Raw genomic sequence first — 22,956 nt, forward strand, 5'->3', positions numbered from 1 at the left:
GAATGGCTGACGAAGACATGGGCGCCGGGCGTGACCGGATTGGGGTTCACCGGATCAGGAATTGCTGGGCGCTGCGCCGCGAAGGTCTGAAAGGCTTGTGGGTCGACGCGGAAGTCGCAGCAGGCGACTCGCCGGCGCTGGTCCTGACCGGTTCGCGGCGCGGGCGCGCCGAAATTCCGCTCACCGATATTCGTCGAATCCGCGCGAGTCTCGACGAAGGCAAATTCCGCTGGCTCGATTCCTTTCGCTGCCTGATCTGGTGCGACGACGGGCGAAAGTTCGTGCTGGTCCCGAAATCCCTCGGGAACGTCAGCTATCGCGATCTCATCCTCGAAATCGCGCGAGGGATGAAGCGCGTCGGGCGGTTCGACCGGGTCGAGCGCGGGCAGCAAGTTTGGGAAGCCGCCTTATATTCGGTGTTCATGGTCGCGATGGCCCTGCTGATCGCCTACGCCGGCTACGACTCGCTGAAGATTTACGGCTCGACGAGGACGAGCGATATCGTCTTTGCCTGCATCACCGGGGGCTTTAGCCTATTGCTGCTTGTCGGCAGCGTCGCGATATGGGGAGACAAGAAGCGGCCTCGCCCAGTTCGCAGCTTCAAGGATTTACGGGGCGTGCTGCCCTGATCGCCGTCAATCCGGATATCTTTCGTTCATCACGTCCCAGCTCAGCACGACGAGCTTTTCGAGAACCGCCAGGTCCACGTCGGCGAGCTTGTTGATGTAGAGGCACGATTTGCCGTTCTTATATTTGCCCAGCTTGGCGAGCAGCGCGTCTGCTTCGGGCTGGCGGTCGCCGTAATGGCCCATCAGATAGAGCGTCATCGCGGCCTTGCGCGGGCTGAACCCGGCACGGCACATCGTCCCCGAACGGCCGCTGTCGTATAGATAGTCGTAGCTGCCATAGCCGATGATCGACGGCCCCCACATTTTCGGATCGAGCCCGGTGACGCGGCGGTGCATCGCGTCGATCGCCTCGGCTTCCTCGCGGCGGCGCGCGTCGGGGACGTCGGCGATGAAATCGGCGACGGCAACCTCGGTGGCTTTGGTCTTGATCTCGGTTTTGCCCATGGCCTGTCTCCCTGCCGCGAGGATAGCGTTTCGGGAGGGCGAAGCCAATCAGCCGTGCCGTGCGGCGATCGCGCAGGCGAGCGCAGCGATACGGCGGCGGAAGCTGAAGGGCGAGATCACTTCGACCTCGGCGCCGAGCGCGAGCATGTCGCGTGCGCCATGATCGCTGTCCTCGACCCGCATCGTCATTTCGCGCCAGCCATCGATGGCGGGTACGCCTGCCCGCGCGACCGCTTCGGCGCCGCGCGGCGACTGCGCGGTGAGCCGTTTGCAGCCATCGGGCGAGGCACGGACGGTCGCGGTCGCCCCGAACAGTTCGGCCTCGAACCGCACCTGTTCGGCCTGCCACCAGCTTGCGAGATGGAAATCGGCAGGGCGCTCGAAGGACGTATCGCCGACTGTTAGCTCGTCGATATTCGCGATCCGGAAGATGCGGATCTTTCCGCCCCCGCGCGCTGCGAGATACCAGATGCCGGCTTTCAGCACGAGGCCGAGCGGCTCGACCGTCCAGTCGCGCACGTCCTGCCAGCTTTCGTAGCGCATCGTCAGCGCCTGCTGATCGAGTACCGCGCGCGCGATCGCGGGAAGGTGCGGCAAGGCTTCGCCGCTGCGATACCAGTCGACCGCGTCGAGGTGGAAGCGCGCCGCCATCCGGTCGGCGAGCGCGCCGCCGCCGCCGGGGAGCGCGACGAGCAATTTGTTGCGCGCGGCGTTTGCTGCGGCACCGATCCCCAGCTCCGCCGCCGGGCCGGGAAGGCCGATCATCGCCATCGCCTCGGCCTCACCGGCCGATAGCCCGGTGAGGCGCGTGCGATAGCCGCCCAGCAACTCGAACCCGCCGCCGGGCCCGCGGTCGCCATAGACGGGCACACCCGCTGCGGAGAGCGCGTCGATGTCGCGGTAGATCGTGCGTTCGGACACTTCGAACTCGGCCGCGAGATCAGCCGCGGTCAGCCGTCCGCGCAATTGCAGCAGCATCAGGATCGAGAGGAGGCGGCTCGCGCGCATTTTTTCGCTGTAGCAGAAAATAGCTGACAGAAAATGTCAGGATGGGGCGCGTAGGGCAAATGCGTCACGAAGGGAGCAAGTCATGACCCACATCGAACGACGCACCATCATCGCCCTTTCCGTAGGAGCCCTTATGTCCCGTCTCACCCCCATTGCCTTCGCCGCCGCGATCAATCCCGCCCCCGTCGGCAAGCCCGGCGATTTCGATTTTCTCACTGGCGAATGGCGCATCCACAACAAATTCCGCGAAGGCGAAAAGTGGATCGAATTCCCTGCCGAAGCCACTGTCGTCGGCATTCTCGGCGGTATCGCGAGCGTCGAGGAACTGCGCATCCCGGCGCGCGGCTTTTCGGGCATGGGCCTCCGCCTGCTCGACGTCGAAAAGAAGATCTGGTCCGATCATTTCGTCAACGCCAAGTCGGGCGTCGTCGCGGTGCCGGGCGAGCTCGGCATATTCGAGGACGGCGTCGGAACCTTCCTGTCCGAAAGCGAGGGCGAAAAGGGGGCCGAACTTTATCGCGGCGTGTGGGACCGGATCACGGCGAAAAGCTGCCGCTGGTTCCAGGGCACCTCGCGCGACGGCGGCAAGACGTGGGACGACAACTGGTTCATGGACTGGACGCGCGTCGCCTGAGGAGGGCCAAGCCGGTTGCACCTTTGGCGGCGGACTGCTAGCGGCGCCCGCGTCTTTCCCTCGCCAAAGGTGCCATCATGTCCGAGTCCTTCAAGCGCGTCGTCCTCGCCTATTCGGGCGGCCTCGATACCAGCGTCATCCTGAAGTGGCTGCAGGTCACCTATGGCTGCGAGGTCGTGACCTTTACCGCCGACCTCGGGCAGGGCGAAGAGATCGAGCCCGCGCGCGCCAAGGCCGAGCTGATGGGCGTGAAGCCCGAACATATCTATATCGACGATGTGCGCGAAGAATTCGTCCGCGATTTCGTCTTCCCGATGATGCGCGCCAATGCCCGCTACGAGGGCGACTATCTGCTCGGCACCTCGATCGCACGCCCGTTGATTTCAAAGCGTCTCATCGAGATCGCCAAGGAAACCGGCGCCGACGCGGTCGCGCACGGCGCGACGGGCAAGGGCAATGATCAGGTCCGCTTCGAGCTCAGCGCCTATGCGCTGAACCCCGACATCAAGGTGATCGCGCCGTGGCGCGAATGGGACCTGACCAGCCGCACCGCGCTGATCGACTTCGCCGAAAAGAACCAGATCCCCGTGCCGAAGGACAAGCGCGGCGAAAGCCCGTTCTCGACCGACGCGAACCTCCTCCACACCTCTTCGGAGGGCAAGGTGCTCGAGGATCCTTGGGAAGAAACCCCCGACTATGTCTATTCGCGCACGGTCAATCCCGAGGACGCGCCCGACACGCCCGAATATATCACGATCGATTTCGAGCGCGGCGACGGCGTCGCGCTGAATGGGCAGGCGATGTCGCCCGCGACCTTGCTCGCGGCATTGAACGACCTCGGCCGCAAGCATGGCATCGGCCGCCTCGATCTCGTCGAGAACCGCTTCGTCGGCATGAAGTCGCGCGGCATGTACGAAACGCCCGGCGGCGAAATCTATGCGCGGGCGCATCGCGGCATCGAAAGCATCACGCTCGACCGCGGCGCGGCGCACCTCAAGGACGAGCTGATGCCGAAATATGCCGAGCTCATCTACAACGGCTTCTGGTTCGCGCCCGAGCGCGAGATGCTGCAGGCGGCGATCGACCACAGCCAGGCGAATGTCACCGGCACCGTCCGCCTCAAGCTCTACAAGGGCAACGCCAGCGTCGTCGGCCGCAAGTCGCCGCTCAGCCTGTACAGCGAACGCCATGTGACGTTCGAGGACGATGCCGGCGCCTATGATCAGAAGGATGCGGCGGGCTTCATCAAATTGAACGCCTTGCGCTTGAAATTGCTCGCGAAACAGGGTCAATAAGGCGGCCGGGCACGGACCCGGCTGCGACAGGAGCCTTGGTCCATGTTCTCGCTTTTGCTGGCCGCCGCCGGCTTGACGCCCGCGTTCAACGACGCCTCTTATGTTGATCTCGGCTATGTGAACCGCACCGCGGGTGAATGTGTCGCGCGCTTCGGCACCGGTTCGATCGAGATTCGCCAAGCGTTCAACGAGGCCGACCGCACGATGATCAATGTCGCGGTCGTCACCGGCAAACCGACGCGCGCGCTGCCTTTGGGCGCGAAGCTGTGGGCGAAGTCGAGCTATGGCCCCGCGTGGCGCGCGGTCGTGATCGAATCCTCGCCGCAGCGGCTTCGTTTCGTGGCGCACAATCGTTTCGTCGGCGATCTGTTCAGCGAAGACTCGCTGACGATCGCACTTCACGAGCGGCTCGATGCGGGCGATGCGGTGCTCGTCGACGCGGGATCGGACACCACCGGTTTCCGCGAAAAGCTCGCCTCGGCATTCGACTGCTCGGACGGCCTCGGCATCTGATTTTGACGCCGATGAACGGCGACGCGGCGCCGGGCAGAAAATCGGTGGCGCCCGCGGGTGATCGTCGGCACATTCGGTAGCATGCGCTTCTTCGACTTCTCATCGTGGCAAAGCATCGGAACGACGCTGCTCGGCCTCGCGCTCGTCACGCTGATCGGCGTCGGCATCCGGCTGATGGTGATGATGACGATCCAGCAGCGCCGTGAACGGATGAACCGCCAGATCAACGAGCGGCTGCGCACGCTGATGGCGGCGTACAAGACGCTCGGCGGGTCGTTTACCGGCGATCTGATGGTCGATCCGCGCCATCTTCGCGACATCAGGCGTCAGGCGGGCGAGACGAAAGTGGAGCCCGCGATCGACCTGTCCGACGAGGCGGCGCCGGAGGATGACGAACCCGGCGAATCGGATCGCCCGCGCCGCATTCGCGACGCCGTCGAGGCCGCGCTCTCCGACATCATTCTGCTCGGCACCGAAACGCAGGTGCGGCTCGCCAGCCGCGCGGCGCAGGAGCTTGCCGAGGGGCGGCCGGTGCATGTCCACGAACTCGTCGTCGAACTGCGCGATTTCATCCGCAAGGCGCTCGACCTCGATCCGGTCCCCGCCGACGTTATCATCCCCGCGCAGGGTCCGACGCGTCCGTCGGGCAGCGGCGGCAAGAGCGGCGGCCGCGGCAGCGAAGCGCGCGGCGGCGCTGGCGGCGGGCGCGGCGGCGGAGGAGGCGGCGGAATGGGCATGGCGGGCGGCCTCGGTGTCGCCGGCGGCGCGAGCCTCGCGCGCGGATCGACGCCGGCCGAGGCCGCAGACGTATCCGGTGAAGCGCAACAGAAATGAGGGGTTAGCAAGCGGCCCGCACCTGCGCTAAGGCGCGGTCCATGACTGCGACCCGCTTTTTCTCCGACAATGCCGCGACCGTCCATCCCGTGGTGATGGAGGCGATGGCGGCCGCGAACCAGGTCGACACCGCCTATGACGGCGATGCGCTCAGCCAGTCGCTCGACGCGACATTCTCGGAGCTTTTCGAGACGACATGCGAAGTCGTCTGGATCCCGACCGGGACCGCGGCGAACAGCATCATCCTCGCGCATTTCGTGCGGCCTTGGCAGGGCATCCTCTGTTACGAGGAAGCGCATATCGAAGTCGACGAATGCGGCGCGCCGACCTTCTATTCGGGCGGCGCCAAGCTGATGCCGCTCCCCGGACGCGGCGCGAAGATCGATACCGAAGCCCTGAAAACCCGCATCGCCGGCATTCGGCAGGATGTGCATCAGGTACAGCCCGCGGCGGTCAGCATCACCAACGCGACCGAATATGGCCTTGCCTGGCGCGCCGAAGAAATCGGCGCGATCAGCGAGATCGCCAAGGGCGCGGGCATGAAACTCCACATGGACGGCGCGCGCTTCGCCAATGCCGTCGCTTTCCTCGGCTGCGCGCCCGCCGATGTGACGTGGCGGGCGGGGGTCGATGCGCTGTCGTTCGGTTTCACCAAGAACGGCGCGATGATGGCCGAGGCGATCGTCTTTTTCGGCGGCAGCGGCGGGGCCGGGGTGCGCGAACTCAAGAAGCGCGGCGGCCATTTGCTCAGCAAGGGGCGGTTCGTCGCGGCACAGATCCGCGCCATGCTCGCGAACGACCTGTGGCTCGCCAACGCGCGCGCCGCCAACGCCGGTGCCGCCAAGCTCGCGGCCGCGTGCGGCGAGCGCTTGATGCACCCCGTCGAGGCGAACGAGCTGTTCGTGCGCCTCACCGCCGAGGAGGCCGCCAAATTGCGCGCGGCCGGGTTCGACTTCTACGACTGGGGTGAAGGCGCGGCGCGCCTCGTCGTCAGCTGGGATCAGGATGCCGAGGCGGTCGCACCGCTGGCGGCCGCGATCGGCGCATTGTGAGTAGCGAGCAGCCACCCACGCTGCTCAGCCCGCGCGTCCTGCTGCCCTTCATGCTGGTGACTTTGATCTGGGGCTCGACCTGGATTGTCATCACCGGGCAGCTCGGCGTGGTCCCCCCCAGCTGGTCGGTGACCTATCGTTTCGCGGTCGCGGCGATCGCGATGTTCGCCTTTGCCGCGATCCGCCGCGAACCGCTTCTGCTCGCGCCGCGCGCAATGCTCTTTGCGGTTGCGCTCGGCATCGCGCAGTTCGCCTTCAACTTCAACTTCGTCTACCGCGCCGAGCAGCACATTACTTCGGGCCTTGTCGCGGTGCTGTTCGCGCTGCTGATCGTACCCAACACGCTGCTCGGCCGTGCCTTCCTCAAGACCCCGCTCGAAGGGCGCTTCCTTGCGGGAGCGGGGATTGCGATTGTCGGCGTCGGGCTGATGATCCTTCACGAGTATCGCGCGGCCGCGGTCGGCGCGGGCGAGGTGCTGCTCGGCACGATACTGACCCTCGCCGGGGTGATGAGCGCGTCGACCGCCAACGTCATGCAGGGAACGCGCATTGCGCGCGCGCAGTCGATGGTGGTGATGATCGCGTGGGCGATGCTCTTCGGCGCGCTCGCCGACGGCAGCTATGCGTGGATCACCACCGGTCCGCCGGTGATCGAGCCGACCGCGACCTACATCGGCGGCGTCCTCTATCTCGGCGTGATCGCCAGCGCGGTGACCTTCCCGCTCTATTTCAACATCATTCGCGCGGTCGGGCCGGGACAGGCGGCGTGGTCGAGCGTGCTGATTCCGATCATCGCGATGGGCTTTTCGACCGCGTTCGAGGGCTATCGCTGGGCGACGCTGTCGATCACGGGCGGTGTCGTCGCGCTCATCGGGCTGGTGATTGCCGTCGCGAAGCGGCCCGATCGGCCGTCGGTCAGCGGCAATATGGTTTCGGTCCCGGTCGAGCCCGAGAGCTAGTTGCCATTGGTGTGTTGTTTCAGTAGGACGCTCCCATGAAACATCTCCTCGGCACCCTTCTCCTTCTCGCTACGCTTCCGGCAGCACCCGCCTTTGCGCAGACCGCCTGCACACCCGGCACCTATGCCGCCCCCGACGGCGATTTCGTCGTGCTGGTGAAGTCGCCCGCGGTCGCGGCGCCGGGGCTGCGCTATATGTTCCGCGACGGCCGCCGCGGCGCGACCACCGATGCCGACGTGCCGCTGACATGCGGAACGGGCGACGTGGCCGTCGGCGACAAGCGCTGGGCACCGATCGCCTTTCGCGAAACCCCCGCGACCTTCGACAGTGTCGGCACGAAGATGACCGGTGTGCTGATTGAACCACCGGGCAACGACGCCAAGCGGCCGCTCGTCGTGATGGTGCACGGATCCGAACGCACCTCGCCGATCGGCGGCGTCTATGGCTATGCGATGGCAGCGCAGGGGATTTCGGTCTTCGTCTACGACAAGCGCGGCACCGGCGGCTCCGAAGGCGAATATACGCAGAATTTCGAACTGCTTGCCGAGGATGCGGCGCACGCGCTGGGGCGGGCGCGCAGCATGACGGCGGGCCGTCACGGTCGCGCGGGCTTCTTTGGCGGCAGCCAGGGCGGCTGGGTCGCGCCGCTCGCCGCGACGCGGACGAAGGCCGATTTCGTCGCGATCGGTTTCGGCCTCGTCGCCTCGCCGATCGAGGAAGACCGCGAGCAGATGGTGTCGGAGGTCCGCGCGGCGGGGCTTGGCCGCGACGCCGAGGCGCTCGTCGGGCGATTGTCGGACGCGACCGGCAAGCTGCTGCTGTCCGGTTTCGCCGAAGGCTACACCGAACTCGACGCGGTGCGCGTCGAGATGGCGGGCCAGCCGTGGGCGGCGAAGATCGCGGGCGAACATAGCGGCGCGATCGCGCGGATGTCCAACGGCGAGCTGCGCCGGGTCGGGCGCGCGCGTTTCGACAATCTCGAACTCATCTGGAATTATGACGCGCTTGCGGCGCTGAAGAAACTCGACGCGCCGCTGCTCTGGGTGCTCGCGGGCGAAGATCGCGAGGCGCCGATCGAAACGACGCGCGGCGCGCTGCTCGGGCTCGCCAAAGCGGGCAAGCCCGTCGACGTCTATCTCTTTCCGCAGACCGACCACGGCATGTGGGAATTCACCACCGAAGCCAACGGCGAACGCCAGATCACGCGCATCACCGACGGCTATCTGAAACTGCTCGCCGACTGGATCAAACGCGACGTGCGCGGCACCTACGGCCGCGCGGAGCGGCTTACCCCGCGCTGATCCGCTCGATATCGGCGCCGACCGCCTGCAATTTCTCCTCGAGCCGCTCATAACCGCGGTCGAGGTGATAGACGCGGTTGACCTCGGTCGTGCCCTGCGCGGCGAGGCCGGCGATGATCAGGCTCATCGAGGCGCGCAAGTCGGTCGCCATCACGGGCGCTCCGACCAGCTGATCGACCCCGCGCACCACCGCGCTGCGGCCGCGCACGTCGATGTCGCAGCCCATGCGTGCCAGTTCGGGGACGTGCATATAGCGGTTCTCGAAGATGGTTTCGGTGAATAGCGAGGCGCCCTTGCCGAGCGTCGCCATCGCCATGAACTGCGCCTGCATGTCGGTCGCGAAACCCGGGTAGGGCGCGGTCGACAGCGTGACGGGTTCGGCGCGGCCCGACATGGCGACGCGGATGCCGCCCTTGGTTTCCTCGACTGTCGCGCCGGCCTGGCGAAGCGCGGCGAGCGTCGCTTCCATCTCGTCGGCCTTCGCGCCGACCAGTTCGACGTCTCCCTCGGTGATGACGGCGGCGCAGGCATAGCTGCCCGCCTCGATCCGGTCGGCCATCACGCGATAGGTCGCGCCGTGCAGCCGGTCGACGCCTTCGATCGTCAGCGTTTCGGTGCCGATGCCGTCGATATGCGCGCCCATCGCGACGAGGCAGTTGCAGAGGTCGACGATCTCGGGCTCGCGCGCCGCATTTTCGAGGACGCAAGTGCCCTTCGCGAGCACCGCGGCCATCAGCGCATTTTCGGTCGCGCCGACCGAGACGACGGGGAAGGTGAATTTGCCGCCGGGCAGGCGTCCGCGGCCCGGCGCGCTCGCCTTCACATAGCCCGAGGCGAGCTCGATCTCGGCGCCAAAGGCTTCCAATGCTTTCAGGTGGAGGTCGATCGGGCGATTGCCGATCGCGCAGCCGCCGGGCAGCGACACCGTCGCCTCGCCCGCGCGCGCTAGCAGCGGGCCGAGTACGAGGATCGACGCGCGCATCTTGCGCACGATGTCATAGGGCGCGACGGTCGAGGTCAGCGTCGTCGTGCGCGCGGTCATCACGCGGCCGAAATCCTCGGGGCGCGATCCCTCGATCGTCGTCGAGCAGCCGAGCTGGTTGAGCAGGTGCCCGAACCCGTCGACATCGGCGAGCCGCGGCAGGTTGCGCAGCGTCAGCGGCTCGTCGGTAAGCAGCGCGCAGGGCAGCAAAGTGAGCGCCGCATTCTTCGCGCCGGAGATGGGGATTCGGCCCTTGAGTCGCTGGCCGCCGCGAATGACGATCTGATCCATCGGCTGTCTTTAGCGCATGCGCGATGCCGCGCAAGCGGCGCTGGGCAGGTGACTGTGGAAGATAAGCTGCTTTGCCCTTGGCTCTCCTGTTGCGGTGGCGCGATCCGGCGCGAAAGCCAATAGATCCGGCGGAACAAGCGAAGTCGCACCATGGTTAAGTCGTCCCCGATGACAACGGGCTTTCGCCGTGGCTTTCCGGTCCGAAATATGAAACTATTCAGGTCAATATTTCGTCGAACCAGGGCAAGCGTAAGCGGAAACGACTTTTCACAGGGGAGTAAGGTCATGCGGAATAATGTCGTCACGATCATCACTACGGCCACGTTGATCGCCAGCCAGCTTGCCGTCCCGGCGATGCCGCAAGCGACGACGCTGCCCTATCCGCCGCCGGGCGGCCCCCAGATCCAGCCACCGCGTCCGGTGCCGCCTTATCCGGGCGGGCCGCAAATCCAGCCGCCGCGTCCCGGAAATGGCTATGGGTATCAGGGAACGATCCGCTGCGAGTCGCGAAACAACAACATGCAGCGCTGCAATGTGCGCACCGGCAATCGCGTCGACCTGCAGCGCGTGATCGGCGGGCGCTGTTCGAAGGGGCGCGACTGGGGCTTCACTGCCAACCAGATCTGGGTGTCGGGCGGCTGCCGCGCCGAATTCGCGTATGGCTATGCCAATGATGGCGGCTATCCGACTCCGCTGCCGCAGCCGGTCGACGATTATGCGGGGACGCTGCGCTGCGAGTCGCGTAGCAATCGCTACGAACAGTGCAACGTTCGGACCAACGACCGGGTCGAGTTGCTGAACAGGTTCGGCGGCAAGTGCAACGCCGGGCGCCAATGGGGTTACACCAGCGATTATATCTGGGTGGACAAGGGCTGCCGCGCCGAGTTCGGCTATGGCTACCGGAACGTCCGTCCGCCCGAAAAGGACAAGGACAAGGGGCCGAGCACCGGACTCATCATCGGCGGCATCGTCGTCGCGGGCGGCCTGATCGCCTTGCTGGCGAGCCAGAAGAAAAAGAAGGCGGCGACCGAGCAGACGACGACGCCCGTGGATACGGCAACGCCGACCTATCCGGCCGGTCCGCCGGCAACGCTGAGCGCCAACCTCTCCGCGCTGCCGAGCGCGGCGCGGCCGTCGGTGCAGAATTGCATGACCGATGCGGCGCGGCAGATCGGCGTCACCGGCGGCACCCGGCTGTCCTACGACAAGCTGATCTCGCTCGAACAGGGCAATGGCGGCTGGCGCATCCGCGCGACGATGACCGCGACCTATCCCGACGGCGCCAAGCAGATCGAAATGTATTGCCGCGCGACGCCGAGCGACATCGTCCAGCTCGACTTCACCTAGACAGGAGGCGCGCGTCCGATATCTTCTGCCGCCCGGGTGAAAGCCGGGGCGGCTAATTTTGGACGAAGACAGGGTCGGAAACGCGATGCGAAGGGATGGTGGGCCGGCTGCGGCGCTTTGGTCGCGGGCCTATCCGCTGCTGACCGTAACCGCTCTGTTCTGGGCGGGGAATTCGATCGTCGGGCGCGCGGCGCGCGACCTGGTGCCGCCCGCCGCCTTGTCTTTCTGGCGCTGGACTTTTGCGCTTTTACTGTTGTTGCCGCTCGCCTGGCCGCATCTGAAACGCGACTGGTCGGTGCTGCGCGCGAACTGGCCGATCGTCGCGCTGCTCGGCGCATTGGCGATCGGGTCGTTCAACATCCTGCTCTACACCGGCCTGCAAAGCACCACCGCGCTCAATTCGATGCTGATCCAGTCGGCGCTGCCGGCGCTGGTTCTCGTCGTTGGTGCGTTGGTGATGGGCGACCGCACCAGCCTGCGCCAGATCGCGGGTGTGCTGATCTCGCTCACCGGCGTGCTGGCGATCATCGCGCGCGGCGACCCGGCAATGCTGTGGGGATTGCAGCTCAACATCGGCGACGCGATCATCGGCGGCGCGGTGCTGCTTTGGGCGCTTTACTCGGTGCTGCTCCGCCGCCGGCCCGCGGTGCATCCGCTGAGCTTCCTCGCGGCGTCGATGGTGGTCGGCATCGCGGTCATTGTGCCCTTTTACGCGCACGAGCTGTGGTCGGGGCGGCTGATCGTTCCTGCGACGGGTAGCGCGCTCGCCATCGCCTATGTCTCGATCTTTCCGTCGTTCCTCGCCTATCTCTTCTTCAATCGCGGGGTCGAACTGATCGGCTCGGCGGCGACGGGGCAATATATGAATGTGATGCCGCTGATGGGGGCGGGCCTCGCGATGCTGTTCCTCGGCGAAGTGCTGCACCTGTTCCACATCATCGGGCTGGCGCTGATCGTCGCCGGCATATTGGTGGCCGGGCGACCGTCACAGCCCGCAGCGCAGGCCTAAGCGAGCGCTTCCTCGACCTGTGCGAGGCGGTCCTTGCCGAAGAACATCTCGCCCCCGACGAAGAAAGTCGGAATGCCAAACACGCCGCGTGCGACCGCGGCCTCGGTGTTCTGGGCCAGCTTCGCCTTGATCTCGGGTTCCTGCGTGCGCGCGAGCAGCGCGGGGGCGTCGAAGCCGTTCGCCGACAGGAAGGTCGCGATGACCTCGGGATCGTCCATCTTCAGGCCATCCTCCCACATCGCGCGGTTCACCGCGTCGACATAATCGTCGAGCACGCCTTCGTCCTCGGCGACAACCGCGCCGCGCATGATCGTGAGTGTATTGACCGGGAAGTGCGGGTTAATACGAAATTTCGTGAGGCCGTGCCTTTCGATGAAGCGCCGCATTTCGAGGTTCTCGTAGGCGAGCTTTGCGGGGGCGTCGGCATATTGCACCATCGGCGCCTTGTTGCCCGTCGCCTTGAAGATGCCGCCCAAAAGACAGGGGGTTATGATCAGGTCGGCGCCGGTGCGGTCGAGCAGTTCGGGGAGCGCCTTCATGCACAGATAGGCGTTGGGGCTACCGAAATCGAAGATGAGTTCGAGGCTTTTCGTCACCATTTTTCTCCCCAGGGACGGAGGTCGAGTTCGTGGGTCCACGCGCTTTTGGGTTGCTTGTGGAGCATCACATAGTTGGCGGCGATGGCGGCCGGATTGAGGATCAGATCCTGCGCTTTCGCATTGTCGAAATCGGGGTGGCGGCCCTTGATGAAGTCGGTGTCGATCGCGCCGTCGATGATCGTGTGCGCGACATGTACGCCCTGCGGCCCGAGCTCGCGTGCCATCGACTGCGCGAGCATCCGGAGCGCACCCTTGGCGCCCGAGAAGGCGGAAAAGCCCGATCCGCCGCGCAAGGATGCGGTTGCGCCGGTGAAGATGATCGTGCCGCGGCCGCGCGGGCTCATGTGTTTCGCCGCTTCGCGGCCCATCAGGAAACCGCCGAGGCACGCCATTTCCCAGACCTTGGTGTAGACGCGCACGGTCGTTTCGGCGATCGGGAAATTGACGTTCGCGCCGATGTTGAACACCGCGACCTCGACCGGGCCGACCTCGGCCTCGACCTGATCGAACAGCGCTATCATCGCGTCCTCTTCGCGGGCATCACCGGGGAAGGCACGCGCTTTGTTTCCTTCGTCCCGGATCGACTGCGCCAGCGCTTCGAGTTGGTCGGCGTTCCGTTCGCGGCGATTGACACAGGCGGTGAGGCCTTCGGCGGCAAAGGCGCGGGCGATGGCGCCGCCGGTGGCGTCTCCGGCCCCGATGATAACGGCTGCGGGATTGGACATAAGCGACTCTCCTCTTGCGCTCGATAGTAACTATGATAATCATAGTGACAAGAGATTTTTCCTTCTTCGTCATTCCCGCGGGGCCGTAGGCGGCGCTAAGCGCCAACGCGGGAACCCAGTTTGGGCAAGCGAGGATGTCACTGGGTCCCCGCTTTCGCGGGAATGACGAAAACAGGAAGGGGCGTATGCCTAAACGCGCGGACCTGTCGGACACATTATGCCCCGTTGGCCGATCGGCCGAACTGCTCGGCGACCGCGCGGTGCTGTTGATCCTGCGCGAATTGCTCTTCGGTCGGCGGCGTTTCGAACTGATCGCGGCGAACACCGGGCTGGGGCCGCAACTGGTATCGGCACGGCTCAAGATGCTCGTGGCGGAGGGGATCGCCGAGCGCCGCGCCTATAGCGAACGGCCGCTACGCCACGATTATTGGCTGACCGATAAGGGCAAGGCGCTGTTCGATGTGCTGTACGCGATGCGCAACTGGTCCGAACGCTGGGCTTACGAACCCGGTGAAACGGGCGACGGGCCAGCGATCCGTTATGTCCACCGGACGTGCGGGGCCGATGTCGGGACGGCGAAAATCTGTCCGGGGTGCGGCGCGGAACTGGGTTATGGCGATTTGAAAGGCGAACCGTCGCTGGCGCTCAAGGCCGAGCAGGTAGCGCGAACGGCCTGACTTACGCCTTCTCCAGCGTGCATTGCAGCGGATGCTGATTCTGCCGCGCGGCATCCATCACCTGGTTCACCTTGGTCTCGGCGACCTCATAGCTGAACACGCCGCACACGCCGACGCCCTGCTGGTGGACGTGCAGCATCACCTGCGTCGCCTGTTCGATATCCATGTTGAAAAAACGCTGGAGCACCATCACGACGAATTCCATCGGCGTGTAATCGTCGTTGAGCAGCAGCACCTTGTACATCGAGGGCTTTTTCGCCTTCGCGCGCGTACGCGTCGCGATGCCGACGCCGGGGGTGCCGGGCGAGCCATCGTCCTTGTCCGCCATGGCGCGGGGCGGCTGGTTTGTTGCAACAGGAAACATCATGGGCAGGAATATCGCAAGCCGCGGGCGAAGCGCAAGAGGCGCGGTCGCGGATTTTAACCTCTCGTTCGCCAGCCGGATCGGGTGGCCGCAAACAAGAACCGCCCGCTTCCCGGGGGAAGCGAGCGGCCTTGGGGTGTCGGCGCAGGCGGGGAGGGGAGGGGGAGGGTGCCAGCGCCAACGGTGGAAGGTGAAGTCGCTTAAGCGGCCTTCATCTTCGAAGTGATGACCGAAACGCGGTTCGAGATCGGCGCAAAGCTGTCGTTCGTCAGCTTGACGACGAGTTCGCTGGTCTTCGAGGTCTGCGCAACAGCGGCGTCGAACGCCTTCTTGCTGTTTTCGGCATAGAGCTTGAAGAAGTCGGCCGGGGTCTTGACGGCGGTGTAGCCCTTCAGCGCGGCGGTCGTGTCTTCAAAGCTCTTGCGAGCATAGGTCACGCCTTCCTGGCCGAGCGTTTCGATGCCCTTGGCAGCGATCTTGCCGGCTTCGACGAGCGCTTCGACGTTCGCCTTGTTGAATTCGACGGCATCTTCAGCCAGCTTGCTGGTCTTGCTCATCGCTTCCTTGGCCTTCTCGTTGAAGTCGGCGGTCAGGGCTTCGGCGCGGGTCTTCGCTTCGTCGGCGAACTTCTTGACGGTGTCGTTCATGGTCTTGAATCCTTTGGTGGCGGCAGCGACCGGCTTCGGCGCGGCGTTAAGGGGCTTGGATGCAATTTTCACGGTCGCCTTCTTGGGAGCGACCTTCTTGGCAACCGCCTTGGGGGCAGCGGCCTTCTTCGCGGCCGGCTTGGCTTTTGCCTTCACCGTCTTGATCTTTGCGGGGGCCGGTTCGGCCTTGGCTACGGCCGGAGCAGCAGCGGGGGCCGGCGCGGCGGGGGTTGCCACCGGCTTGGCCGGGGTTTCCAGCGTCGCGGCTTCGAAAGCCTTTTCGGCACTATCCATCTTGGTAGCCATCGGTGGTACTCCTCTATGTTGCAGTGCACAATATAGGAGCGGCGCGGCGATTTCAAGGATATTTTTTGTGCACTGCACAAAATTCTTGTCGCTGCGCCCCGAAGACAGGATATTCGCTAGATATTACCGCTGTTTGACATAGCGGCCGGGGGCGTCCTCGATGGCCTTTTTGGCGCCTTTTCCGGGGATGCGCGCGCCCTTCGCCGGGATTTTTGCGCTATCCCGCTGCGAAATCCACCCGATCCAGTGCGGCCACCAGCTGCCCTTGGTCTCGCTCGCGCTCGCAACAAAATCGTCGAGCGTCGCGGCACCGCTGTCACCGGTCCAATATTGATATTTGCCCGCGGCGGGCGGGTTGACCACCCCCGCGATATGGCCCGAGCCCGCGAGCAGGAAGGTCTTCGGCCCCGACAGATGATCCATCAGCCGCCAGACGCTGGCGAGCGGCGCGATATGATCCTCGCGCCCTGCCTGAATATAGGCGGGGGTTTCGATCTTCCTGAGATCGATCGGCGTGCCCATCACCGACAGGCTGTTCGGGATCACCATGCGATTGTCGCGGTACAGGTCGACCAGATATTGCCGGTGCCACTTCGCGGGCAGGTTCGTCGTGTCGCCGTTCCAGTAAAGGAGGTCGAAGGGCGGATAGTCGTTGCCGAGCAGATAATTACTGACGACATAATTCCAGATGAGGTCGCGCCCGCGCAAGCTGTTGAAGGTCGCGGCCATATAGCGCCCGTCGAGGAAGCCCGGCGCCGAGAGCTGTTGGAGCAGCGCCAGATAGCTGTCGTCGACGAACATCTTGAGGTCGCCGGCCTGTTCGAAATCGACCTGCGCGGTGAAGAAGGTCACCGACTGGACCTTGTCGGCTTCGCCGCGCGCCGAGAGCATCGCGAGCGTCGCGGCGAGCGTGGTGCCCGCGACGCAATAGCCGATCGTGTGGACCGCCGGGACATCGAGCGCCGCGCGCACCGTGTCGATCGCATCGACCTGCGCCGCGACATAATCGTCCCAGACGATCTCGCTCATCGACGCGTCGGCCGACTTCCACGACACGACGAACACCGACAATCCCTGTTCGACCGCCCAGGCTACGAAGCTTTTCGCAGGGTTGAGGTCGAGGATATAGAAGCGGTTGATCCACGGCGGGAAGATGAGGAGCGGGACGGCGAGCACCTCCATCGTCGTCGGCGTGTACTGGATCAGCTGGTAAAGGTCGGTTTCGTGGATCACCTTGCCCGGGGTCGTCGCGATATTGACCCCGACCTCGAACGCGTCGGGATCGACATGGGAGAGCTGCCCGCGCGACAAATCGTTGAGCATATGGCGAAGCCCTTTGAGCAGGCTTTCGCCGCGCGTCTCGACCGCGCGCTTGATCACTTCGGGATTGGTGAGCGCCAGATTGGTCGGCGCCATCGCATCGGCCATCGCCTTTGCGGCGAACTCCATCTTCGCGCGCGCCGCGGGGTCGAGCCCCTCGAACTGGCGCGTCGTCGCGAGCATCTGTTCGGCGAGCAGGCCATAGGTCTGGCGGATCATCGCGAAGACCGGATTGGTCGTCCATTCGGCATCGGTGAAGCGGCGATCCTTCACGCCCTCGGCCGGCGCGTCGGGCGTGATCGGCTGGCCGATGCTGGCGAGCGAGGTCCAGAAGGCGACGCCCTGATCCCACATCTTCGACGATTGCTCGGTCCACAGCTTCGTCGCGGGATTGTCGAGCCATTTGGCGGGGTCGAACAGCGCCGCGGCACTCGCATTGCCGTCGTTCGCCTGACCCAGCGCATATTCGAGCATCATCTGCTGCGCGCGGCCGATCACGCTCGCCCAATGTTGCATGTCGTCGGGGGATGGCATGAAGGGATTCGGCGTTTCGATCGTCTCGTCCTTGCCCGTGTCGTTCATGCTCGTTCCTGCTGGTCAGTGCGGATAATATGCCTATAACAAGCCGCGATGCGGCTGGCGAGGCTGCCGCTCGCGTCAATCACACCTAATGCAAAGGAGTTGTTCTAGTTTCCCATGTCCGAAGATGAATTCTATCGCATCAAGCGCCTGCCGCCCTATGTCATCGCTGAAGTCAATGCGATGCGTGCGGCCGCCCGCGCCGCGGGAGAAGACATCATCGACCTGGGGATGGGCAACCCCGACCTGCCGCCGCCGCCGCATGTGATCGAAAAGCTCTGCGAAGTCGCGATGAAGCCCGACGCGCACGGCTATTCGCAGTCGAAGGGCATTCCGGGCCTCCGCCGCGCGCAGGCGAATTATTACGCGCGCCGCTTCAACGTCGAACTCGACCCCGAGAGCGAGGTCGTCGTGACGATGGGGTCGAAGGAAGGGCTCGCGAGCCTCGCGACCGCGATCACGGGTCCCGGTGACGTCGTGCTCGCGCCGAATCCGAGCTATCCGATCCACACCTTCGGCTTCATCATCGCGGGCGCGACGATCCGCAGCGTGCCGACGACGCCCGACGAGAATTACTGGCGCGCGCTCGACCGCGCGATGGCGTTCACCGTGCCGCGTCCGTCGATCCTCGTCGTCAATTACCCGTCGAACCCGACCGCCGAAGCCGTCGACCTCGCTTTCTATGAGCGCCTTGTCGCGTGGGCGAAGGAGAATAAGGTCTGGGTTCTCAGCGACCTCGCCTATTCGGAACTTTATTACGACGGCAACCCGACGCCCTCGATCCTGCAGGTGCCGGGCGCGAAAGATGTCGCGATCGAATTCACCTCGATGTCGAAAACCTATTCGATGGCGGGCTGGCGCATGGGCTTCGCGGTCGGCAACAAGCGGCTGATCGCGGCGATGACGCGCGTCAAATCCTACCTCGACTATGGCGCGTTCACGCCGATTCAGGCTGCGGCCTGCGCCGCGCTCAATGGCCCGCAGGATATCGTGCAGAAGAACCGCGACCTCTACCAGAAGCGCCGCGACGTGATGGTCGAAAGCTTCGGTCGCGCGGGCTGGGACATCCCGAGCCCGAAGGCGTCGATGTTCGCCTGGGCGCCGCTGCCCCCCGCGCTCAAGGAGATGGGCAGCCTCGAATTCTCGAAGCAATTGCTCACCCACGCCAAGGTCGCGGTCGCGCCGGGGGTCGGCTATGGCGAGGACGGCGAAGGCTATGTCCGCATCGCGATGGTCGAAAATGAACAGCGCATCCGTCAGGCCGCGCGCAACGTCCGCAAATTCCTCGCAATGCATGGCGTGAACACGCCCTCGGTTGCCGCCGGGGGATGACGGGACTCGACGCGGGCGCGATTGCGCAGACGATTCAGCTGTCGGTCACGCCGGTATTTCTGCTGGTGGCGACCGGCAGCCTGCTCAACGTCATCGCGGGCCGCCTCGCGCGCGTCGTTGACCGCTCGCGCAACCTGATGGAGCGCTGGTCCGAGACCGAGGGCGTCGAGCATGAGCGCATCGTCGCCGAACTGCGCATCGCCGACCGCAGGATGGGGATCATCAACAATTCGATCCTTTCCGCCGTGGCGTGCGGGATCGTCGTCTGCCTGCTCGTCGCGCTGCTCTTTGCGCAGGAGGTCGCGGGATTCAACCTCGGGCGCGCGTCGGCGTGGGCATTCACGGTCGCGATGCTGCTGCTGCTGATCTCGCTGATCCTGTTCCTCGTCGAGGTGCGGCTGGCCGTGCGCGCGATCCATGTGCCGATGGAGTTGCTCGAACTCGAGGAAATGGGCTGGAAGAAGCGGCGCGACCGGCGCTGACGGCGTGAGGACGATGGTTAGGGCGTCACGCTGGCCCGATAAGTCGGCGCCACGCGCTTCCCGCTCGCCTGCTCATAGGCGTAGCCCGCGGCCAATATGGCGGCGTCGCTCCATTTGGCGCCGATGAAGGAGAGGCCGATCGGCAGCCCCTCGACCGCGCCCATCGGCACCGTCAGGTGCGGATAGCCGGCGACCGCGGGAAGCTGACTGGTGCCCGGACTCTTGTAGCTGTCGCCATTGACCAGGTCGCTGACCCACGCGGGGCCGTTGGTGACCCCGACGAGCAGGTCGACGTCATGGGTTTTCAGCAACCGGTCGATACCCTCGGGGCCCGCGAGCCGCACCGCCTTTTCGCGCGCGGCGCGATAGGCTGGGCTGTCGAGGCCGCCCTTCGTCTCGGCGAGTTCGAATATGTCCTGGCCGAACCACTTCAACTCGTCGGGGTTCGCCTTGTTGAACGCGATGACATCGGCGAGCGACCGCGGCGCATTCGCGTTCGGCAAGCTGCCCAGATAGGTCGCCATGTCGGCCTTGAGTTCGGTGAGCAATATTTCGAATTCGGCAGCGCCAAGCCCCTCATCGCCCTTCCGGCTGTCGGCGATTTCGACCAGCGTCGCGCCGAGCCCTTCCATCTGCTTCAGCGCCGCATCGAACAGTGCCGCGATGTCGGCGCGGTCGCCGACACGGTCGCGCATCACCCCGATGCGCTTGCCCTTCAGCGCGTCGGGCGACAGCGCGGCGACATAGTCGGCTTTCCGCGCATCGGCTTCGGCGGTCGCGGGATCGGCGGGGTCGCTGCCCGCGATCACGCTCATCACCGCCGCGGCATCGCGCACCGTCAGCGTCATCGGTCCGGCGGTGTCCTGGCTGTGGCTGATCGGGACGATATGCGTGCGGCTGACGAGGCCGACGCTCGGTTTGAACCCGACGATGCCGTTGACCCCGGCGGGGCAGGTGATCGATCCGTCGGTTTCGGTGCCGATCGCGAGCGGCGCGAGGCTCGCGGCGACCGCGGCGGCGCTGCCCGACGACGAGCCGCAGCTGTTGCGATCGAGCGCATGCGGATTCTTTGTGAGGCCGCCGACCGCGCTCCACCCGCTCGTCGAATTGTCCGACCGGATGTTCGCCCATTCGCTGAGGTTCGTCTTGCCGAGGATGATCGCCCCCGCATCGCGCAGCCGCGCGACGAGCGGCGCATCGCGGTTCGTCACATTGTCCTTGAGTGCGAGCGAGCCCGCCGTTGTGGGCAGCGGCCCCGCCGCCTCGATATTGTCCTTGAGCAGGATGGGGATGCCGTGCAGCGGGCCGCGCGCCTTGCCCGCGATGCGCTCGTCATGGAGCCGCTTCCCCTCGGCATTGAGGTCGGCTTGCGGCATCGTCGCGATCACGGCATCGAGCTTGGGTCCATGATCGTCGATCCGTCCGATCCGGTCGAGATAGACGAGCGCGGTCAGCCCTTCGTAAATCCGCCCGCTCTCCATTTCGGCGCGCAGCGTCGCGGCGTCCTTGCCTTCGACCTCGGGAAGCGGCGGCGGCATGGCGGAGACCGGTGAGGTGGCGGGAGCGATCGCGAGAAGGGCGGCGGCGCCGAGCAGCGAAATTTTTTGCATGGGCTGCAGGCTGGCAGCCGTAGCGGCAATTGCAAGCGGGCAATTTCGGTTCGCCCCAACGGCGTTGACACCACTCCCCCCGGTCTGCTCCCTTGGCGGCGGGAGATCATAATGACGGATAAAGCTGCCTCGTCGCAGGGCATCGCCTCACCGGCCACCGGCGTTTCCGCAGAGACGCGGACGATGCTGTGGATCCTGCTGATCGTCTATATCTTCAACTTCCTCGACCGGCAGATCGTCAACATCCTCGCCGAACCGATCAAGGCCGACCTCGGCTTGTCCGACACGCAGCTCGGCCTGCTCGCCGGCCCCGCCTTCGCGGTCTTTTACGCGCTGCTCGGCATCCCGATCGCGCGCTATGCCGACAAGGACGGCACGAACCGCGTCCGCCTGATCGCGCTCGCGCTCGCGATCTGGTCGGCGATGACCGCGGTGTGCGGACTCGCGCAGAATTTCGTGCAATTGCTCTTCGCACGAATCGGCGTCGGCGTCGGCGAGGCGGGGTGTACGCCCGCGGCGCACTCACTGATTTCGGACAGCGTCGCGCCCGAAAAACGCTCGTCGGCGATCGCCTTCTATGGCCTGGGCGTACCGATCGGGTCGCTGCTCGGGCTGATCATCGGCGGGATCGTCAACGATCTCTACGGCTGGCGCATCGCGCTGATGCTCGTCGGCGCGCCGGGCCTGCTGCTCGCGCTCGTCGTGCTGTTCGTGATGCGCGAGCCGCGGCACAGCCGCACCGCCGAAGCCGCCGCGACCGCCGCCGCCGCGGTGCGGCTGTCGACGGGCGAGGCGATGCGCGAAATCTTCGCGTCGCGCGCCTTCATCTATATCCTGATTGCGTCGTCGGTCGTCGCCTTCCTCGGTTATGGCAAGGCACTGTGGACGATCAGCTTCTTCATCCGCAGCCATGGCCTGTCGACGACCGAAGCCGGGCTGTCGATGGCGGTCGTGCTGGGGCTGGCGGGTGTGTTCGGCACCTGGCTCGGCGGCAAGATGGCGGACAAGTTCGGCCCGCGCGACAAGAAGCATCTGTTGACCTTCCCTGCCTATGGTATGGCGGTTGCGGCGCCGATCCTGTTCCTCGGCTACTTCATGGAGGACTGGCGCATTGCCGTCGCGCTGCTCATCATTCCGACGATCCTGAACTCGGCCTATTACGGCCCCGCATACGGTTGTGTGCAGGGGCTGGTGCGCCCGCAGGCGCGCGCGGTCGCGGCATCGATCATGTTGTTCGGGCAGAACCTCATCGGGCTCGGGCTCGGGCCTTTCCTGTTCGGGGTGCTGTCCGACGCGCTGCAGCCGCTTGCGGGGCAGGAAAGCGTACGCTGGGTGCTCTACGGCGCAGCATGGCTGGGCCTGATCCCGGCCTTCTTCTTCTGGCGCGCAAGCCTGCGGCTGAAGGCCGAGCTGAAATCGGGTTAGTAAGGTGGATCCTGCCGCGCGCGCTGCGCCTTGGCGGCATCGATCCACCAATTGAGGTCGTCGGCAAAGCGCGGGAAGCCCTTGACCAGCCGCGCGCCGTCCTCGCCCGCGGGTTCGCCATTGGCGTCGAACGCGCCGCCGATCCGTCCGACGGGCAGGATCGAGGAGGTGACTGCCATTCCCATCTCGCCCAGCGTATCGCGCCAGCCCATCATCGCGCGCACTCCCGACCACGGTCCCGCCGAGTAGCAGGCGATCGCCGCGGGGCGCCAGAACCATTCCTCGAGATAATGGTCGGTCAGGTTTTTGAGTCCCGGCTGGGGCCCCCAATTATATTCGCCGGTCACGAACAGGAAGCCGTCGGCGGCGCGGATCTTTTCCGCGAGCTCCTCCATCGCGGCTGGCGCCTCGCCCTTCGGATATTCCTTGTACATCCGGTCGAGCATCGGGAGGTCCACCGCCTTCGCGTCGATCAGTTCGGCACTGTCGCCGCGCGCCATGATCGCGTCGACGATCCACTGCGCGAGCTTGATGCCCTGCCGGTCGCGGCGATAACTGCCGTAGAAGACGAGGATGTGCCGTGACATGGGGT

The 22,956-nt window shown here is 65.4% G+C and carries 24 protein-coding genes; 14 read left to right on the top strand and 10 right to left on the bottom strand.

Annotation, left to right across the window (positions count from 1 at the left end; genetic code table 11):
* Positions 1-17: 17 nt before the first annotated feature.
* The gene (locus ACTJI5_RS18970) at positions 18-629 is read left to right on the top strand and encodes a hypothetical protein (protein ID WP_440861398.1); all 612 of its coding nucleotides are present in this window, start codon (positions 18-20) and stop codon (positions 627-629) included.
* Between the two features lie 6 nt (positions 630-635).
* Here ACTJI5_RS18970 and ACTJI5_RS18975 read toward each other — a convergent pair whose 3' ends face one another.
* Positions 636-1,073: a DUF1801 domain-containing protein gene (locus ACTJI5_RS18975; RefSeq protein WP_310251902.1), complete on the bottom strand. Its 438-nt coding sequence runs from the start codon at positions 1,071-1,073 to the stop codon at positions 636-638.
* A 48-nt stretch (positions 1,074-1,121) separates the two neighbouring features.
* Positions 1,122-2,081 carry a helix-turn-helix transcriptional regulator gene (locus ACTJI5_RS18980; protein ID WP_440861399.1) on the bottom strand — a complete coding sequence of 320 codons (960 nt, stop codon included), beginning with the start codon at positions 2,079-2,081 and terminating at the stop codon, positions 1,122-1,124.
* Between the two features lie 133 nt (positions 2,082-2,214).
* On the opposite strand from ACTJI5_RS18980, the gene ACTJI5_RS18985 reads away from it, so the two are divergent.
* The 7 genes from ACTJI5_RS18985 (at position 2,215) to ACTJI5_RS19015 (ending at position 8,669) form a co-directional block, all read left to right on the top strand.
* On the top strand, positions 2,215-2,715 hold the full coding sequence (locus tag ACTJI5_RS18985; RefSeq protein ID WP_439512959.1) for a hypothetical protein: 501 nt from the start codon (positions 2,215-2,217) through the stop codon (positions 2,713-2,715).
* A 77-nt stretch (positions 2,716-2,792) separates the two neighbouring features.
* Positions 2,793-4,010, top strand: a complete 1,218-nt coding sequence (locus ACTJI5_RS18990; protein ID WP_058536710.1) for an argininosuccinate synthase — start codon at positions 2,793-2,795, stop codon at positions 4,008-4,010.
* Positions 4,011-4,052: 42 nt separating this feature from the next.
* A complete protein-coding gene (locus ACTJI5_RS18995; RefSeq protein WP_440861400.1) occupies positions 4,053-4,523 on the top strand; it encodes a hypothetical protein in 471 nt (156 codons plus the stop codon).
* A 57-nt stretch (positions 4,524-4,580) separates the two neighbouring features.
* Positions 4,581-5,357, top strand: coding sequence for a hypothetical protein (locus ACTJI5_RS19000; RefSeq protein ID WP_440861401.1), 777 nt, complete (start codon positions 4,581-4,583; stop codon positions 5,355-5,357).
* Between the two features lie 41 nt (positions 5,358-5,398).
* Positions 5,399-6,409 (top strand): threonine aldolase family protein, encoded by a 1,011-nt coding sequence (locus ACTJI5_RS19005; RefSeq protein ID WP_440861402.1) that lies wholly within the window; start codon positions 5,399-5,401, stop codon positions 6,407-6,409.
* A gap of 50 nt (positions 6,410-6,459) precedes the next feature.
* A complete protein-coding gene (locus ACTJI5_RS19010; protein ID WP_310252705.1) occupies positions 6,460-7,368 on the top strand; it encodes a DMT family transporter in 909 nt (302 codons plus the stop codon).
* A gap of 35 nt (positions 7,369-7,403) precedes the next feature.
* Positions 7,404-8,669: an alpha/beta hydrolase family protein gene (locus ACTJI5_RS19015; protein ID WP_440861403.1), complete on the top strand. Its 1,266-nt coding sequence runs from the start codon at positions 7,404-7,406 to the stop codon at positions 8,667-8,669.
* Here the strand turns inward: ACTJI5_RS19015 and murA are convergent.
* Positions 8,656-9,942 carry a UDP-N-acetylglucosamine 1-carboxyvinyltransferase gene (murA, locus tag ACTJI5_RS19020; RefSeq protein WP_440861404.1) on the bottom strand — a complete coding sequence of 429 codons (1,287 nt, stop codon included), beginning with the start codon at positions 9,940-9,942 and terminating at the stop codon, positions 8,656-8,658. The genes ACTJI5_RS19015 and murA overlap by 14 nt on opposite strands.
* Before the next feature lie 285 nt (positions 9,943-10,227).
* Between murA and ACTJI5_RS19025 the strand changes: the two genes are divergently transcribed.
* Both ACTJI5_RS19025 and ACTJI5_RS19030 read left to right on the top strand, forming a co-directional pair.
* Entirely contained in the window at positions 10,228-11,289 is a 1,062-nt protein-coding gene (locus ACTJI5_RS19025) for a DUF3011 domain-containing protein (protein WP_440861405.1), read from the top strand.
* A gap of 85 nt (positions 11,290-11,374) precedes the next feature.
* On the top strand, positions 11,375-12,298 hold the full coding sequence (locus tag ACTJI5_RS19030) for a DMT family transporter (RefSeq protein ID WP_440861406.1): 924 nt from the start codon (positions 11,375-11,377) through the stop codon (positions 12,296-12,298).
* Here ACTJI5_RS19030 and ACTJI5_RS19035 read toward each other — a convergent pair.
* Both ACTJI5_RS19035 and ACTJI5_RS19040 read right to left on the bottom strand, forming a co-directional pair.
* Positions 12,295-12,897, bottom strand: coding sequence for a 2-hydroxychromene-2-carboxylate isomerase (locus ACTJI5_RS19035; protein ID WP_440861407.1), 603 nt, complete (start codon positions 12,895-12,897; stop codon positions 12,295-12,297). The genes ACTJI5_RS19030 and ACTJI5_RS19035 overlap by 4 nt on opposite strands.
* Entirely contained in the window at positions 12,891-13,622 is a 732-nt protein-coding gene (locus tag ACTJI5_RS19040; protein WP_440861408.1) for an SDR family oxidoreductase, read from the bottom strand. The genes ACTJI5_RS19035 and ACTJI5_RS19040 overlap by 7 nt, the downstream gene beginning before the upstream one ends.
* A 185-nt stretch (positions 13,623-13,807) precedes the next feature.
* Between ACTJI5_RS19040 and ACTJI5_RS19045 the strand changes: the two genes are divergently transcribed.
* Positions 13,808-14,299, top strand: a complete 492-nt coding sequence (locus ACTJI5_RS19045) for a winged helix-turn-helix transcriptional regulator (protein ID WP_440861409.1) — start codon at positions 13,808-13,810, stop codon at positions 14,297-14,299.
* A 1-nt stretch (position 14,300) separates the two neighbouring features.
* On the opposite strand, the gene clpS is transcribed toward ACTJI5_RS19045, so the two are convergent.
* The 3 genes from clpS to ACTJI5_RS19060 all read right to left on the bottom strand — a co-directional run bounded on the left by clpS (position 14,301) and on the right by ACTJI5_RS19060 (position 17,518).
* Entirely contained in the window at positions 14,301-14,663 is a 363-nt protein-coding gene (gene clpS / locus ACTJI5_RS19050) for an ATP-dependent Clp protease adapter ClpS (RefSeq protein WP_405053443.1), read from the bottom strand.
* 200 nt (positions 14,664-14,863) lie between these two features.
* Positions 14,864-15,616 (bottom strand): phasin family protein, encoded by a 753-nt coding sequence (locus ACTJI5_RS19055; RefSeq protein WP_439512953.1) that lies wholly within the window; start codon positions 15,614-15,616, stop codon positions 14,864-14,866.
* Between the two features lie 123 nt (positions 15,617-15,739).
* Positions 15,740-17,518: a PHA/PHB synthase family protein gene (locus tag ACTJI5_RS19060; protein WP_440861410.1), complete on the bottom strand. Its 1,779-nt coding sequence runs from the start codon at positions 17,516-17,518 to the stop codon at positions 15,740-15,742.
* Between the two features lie 114 nt (positions 17,519-17,632).
* Between ACTJI5_RS19060 and ACTJI5_RS19065 the strand changes: the two genes are divergently transcribed.
* Both ACTJI5_RS19065 and ACTJI5_RS19070 read left to right on the top strand, forming a co-directional pair.
* Positions 17,633-18,847, top strand: a complete 1,215-nt coding sequence (locus tag ACTJI5_RS19065; RefSeq protein ID WP_440861411.1) for an LL-diaminopimelate aminotransferase — start codon at positions 17,633-17,635, stop codon at positions 18,845-18,847.
* The gene (locus ACTJI5_RS19070) at positions 18,844-19,329 is read left to right on the top strand and encodes a DUF2721 domain-containing protein (RefSeq protein ID WP_058536695.1); all 486 of its coding nucleotides are present in this window, start codon (positions 18,844-18,846) and stop codon (positions 19,327-19,329) included. Before ACTJI5_RS19065 ends, ACTJI5_RS19070 begins: the two co-directional genes overlap by 4 nt.
* A gap of 17 nt (positions 19,330-19,346) precedes the next feature.
* Here ACTJI5_RS19070 and ACTJI5_RS19075 read toward each other — a convergent pair whose 3' ends face one another.
* Positions 19,347-20,939 (bottom strand): amidase, encoded by a 1,593-nt coding sequence (locus ACTJI5_RS19075; protein WP_440861412.1) that lies wholly within the window; start codon positions 20,937-20,939, stop codon positions 19,347-19,349.
* A 111-nt stretch (positions 20,940-21,050) separates the two neighbouring features.
* Between ACTJI5_RS19075 and ACTJI5_RS19080 the strand changes: the two genes are divergently transcribed.
* Positions 21,051-22,364 carry a spinster family MFS transporter gene (locus ACTJI5_RS19080; protein ID WP_440861413.1) on the top strand — a complete coding sequence of 438 codons (1,314 nt, stop codon included), beginning with the start codon at positions 21,051-21,053 and terminating at the stop codon, positions 22,362-22,364.
* Here the strand turns inward: ACTJI5_RS19080 and ACTJI5_RS19085 are convergent.
* Complete coding sequence (locus ACTJI5_RS19085) at positions 22,361-22,951, bottom strand: NADPH-dependent FMN reductase (RefSeq protein WP_440861414.1); 591 nt, start codon at positions 22,949-22,951, stop codon at positions 22,361-22,363. The two genes, ACTJI5_RS19080 and ACTJI5_RS19085, sit on opposite strands and share 4 nt — an antisense overlap.
* Positions 22,952-22,956 lie beyond the last annotated feature (5 nt).

This window comes from Sphingopyxis sp. 22461, from assembly GCF_052044915.1.
Taxonomy (GTDB): Bacteria; Pseudomonadota; Alphaproteobacteria; order Sphingomonadales; family Sphingomonadaceae; genus Sphingopyxis.

Excerpts from the sequence above, each read along its gene's own strand:
- ACTJI5_RS18970 (WP_440861398.1), top strand. The coding sequence starts at position 18 with ATGGGCGCCGGGCGTGACCGGATTGGGGTTCACCGGATCAGGAATTGC.
- ACTJI5_RS18975 (WP_310251902.1), bottom strand. The coding sequence starts at position 1,073 with ATGGGCAAAACCGAGATCAAGACCAAAGCCACCGAGGTTGCCGTCGCC.
- ACTJI5_RS18980 (WP_440861399.1), bottom strand. The coding sequence starts at position 2,081 with ATGCGCGCGAGCCGCCTCCTCTCGATCCTGATGCTGCTGCAATTGCGC.
- ACTJI5_RS18985 (WP_439512959.1), top strand. The coding sequence starts at position 2,215 with ATGTCCCGTCTCACCCCCATTGCCTTCGCCGCCGCGATCAATCCCGCC.
- ACTJI5_RS18990 (WP_058536710.1), top strand. The coding sequence starts at position 2,793 with ATGTCCGAGTCCTTCAAGCGCGTCGTCCTCGCCTATTCGGGCGGCCTC.
- ACTJI5_RS18995 (WP_440861400.1), top strand. The coding sequence starts at position 4,053 with ATGTTCTCGCTTTTGCTGGCCGCCGCCGGCTTGACGCCCGCGTTCAAC.
- ACTJI5_RS19005 (WP_440861402.1), top strand. The coding sequence starts at position 5,399 with ATGACTGCGACCCGCTTTTTCTCCGACAATGCCGCGACCGTCCATCCC.
- ACTJI5_RS19010 (WP_310252705.1), top strand. The coding sequence starts at position 6,460 with ATGCTGGTGACTTTGATCTGGGGCTCGACCTGGATTGTCATCACCGGG.
- ACTJI5_RS19015 (WP_440861403.1), top strand. The coding sequence starts at position 7,404 with ATGAAACATCTCCTCGGCACCCTTCTCCTTCTCGCTACGCTTCCGGCA.
- murA (WP_440861404.1), bottom strand. The coding sequence starts at position 9,942 with ATGGATCAGATCGTCATTCGCGGCGGCCAGCGACTCAAGGGCCGAATC.
- ACTJI5_RS19025 (WP_440861405.1), top strand. The coding sequence starts at position 10,228 with ATGCGGAATAATGTCGTCACGATCATCACTACGGCCACGTTGATCGCC.
- ACTJI5_RS19030 (WP_440861406.1), top strand. The coding sequence starts at position 11,375 with ATGCGAAGGGATGGTGGGCCGGCTGCGGCGCTTTGGTCGCGGGCCTAT.
- ACTJI5_RS19035 (WP_440861407.1), bottom strand. The coding sequence starts at position 12,897 with ATGGTGACGAAAAGCCTCGAACTCATCTTCGATTTCGGTAGCCCCAAC.
- ACTJI5_RS19040 (WP_440861408.1), bottom strand. The coding sequence starts at position 13,622 with ATGTCCAATCCCGCAGCCGTTATCATCGGGGCCGGAGACGCCACCGGC.
- ACTJI5_RS19045 (WP_440861409.1), top strand. The coding sequence starts at position 13,808 with ATGCCTAAACGCGCGGACCTGTCGGACACATTATGCCCCGTTGGCCGA.
- clpS (WP_405053443.1), bottom strand. The coding sequence starts at position 14,663 with ATGTTTCCTGTTGCAACAAACCAGCCGCCCCGCGCCATGGCGGACAAG.
- ACTJI5_RS19055 (WP_439512953.1), bottom strand. The coding sequence starts at position 15,616 with ATGGCTACCAAGATGGATAGTGCCGAAAAGGCTTTCGAAGCCGCGACG.
- ACTJI5_RS19060 (WP_440861410.1), bottom strand. The coding sequence starts at position 17,518 with ATGAACGACACGGGCAAGGACGAGACGATCGAAACGCCGAATCCCTTC.
- ACTJI5_RS19065 (WP_440861411.1), top strand. The coding sequence starts at position 17,633 with ATGTCCGAAGATGAATTCTATCGCATCAAGCGCCTGCCGCCCTATGTC.
- ACTJI5_RS19070 (WP_058536695.1), top strand. The coding sequence starts at position 18,844 with ATGACGGGACTCGACGCGGGCGCGATTGCGCAGACGATTCAGCTGTCG.
- ACTJI5_RS19075 (WP_440861412.1), bottom strand. The coding sequence starts at position 20,939 with ATGCAAAAAATTTCGCTGCTCGGCGCCGCCGCCCTTCTCGCGATCGCT.
- ACTJI5_RS19080 (WP_440861413.1), top strand. The coding sequence starts at position 21,051 with ATGACGGATAAAGCTGCCTCGTCGCAGGGCATCGCCTCACCGGCCACC.
- ACTJI5_RS19085 (WP_440861414.1), bottom strand. The coding sequence starts at position 22,951 with ATGTCACGGCACATCCTCGTCTTCTACGGCAGTTATCGCCGCGACCGG.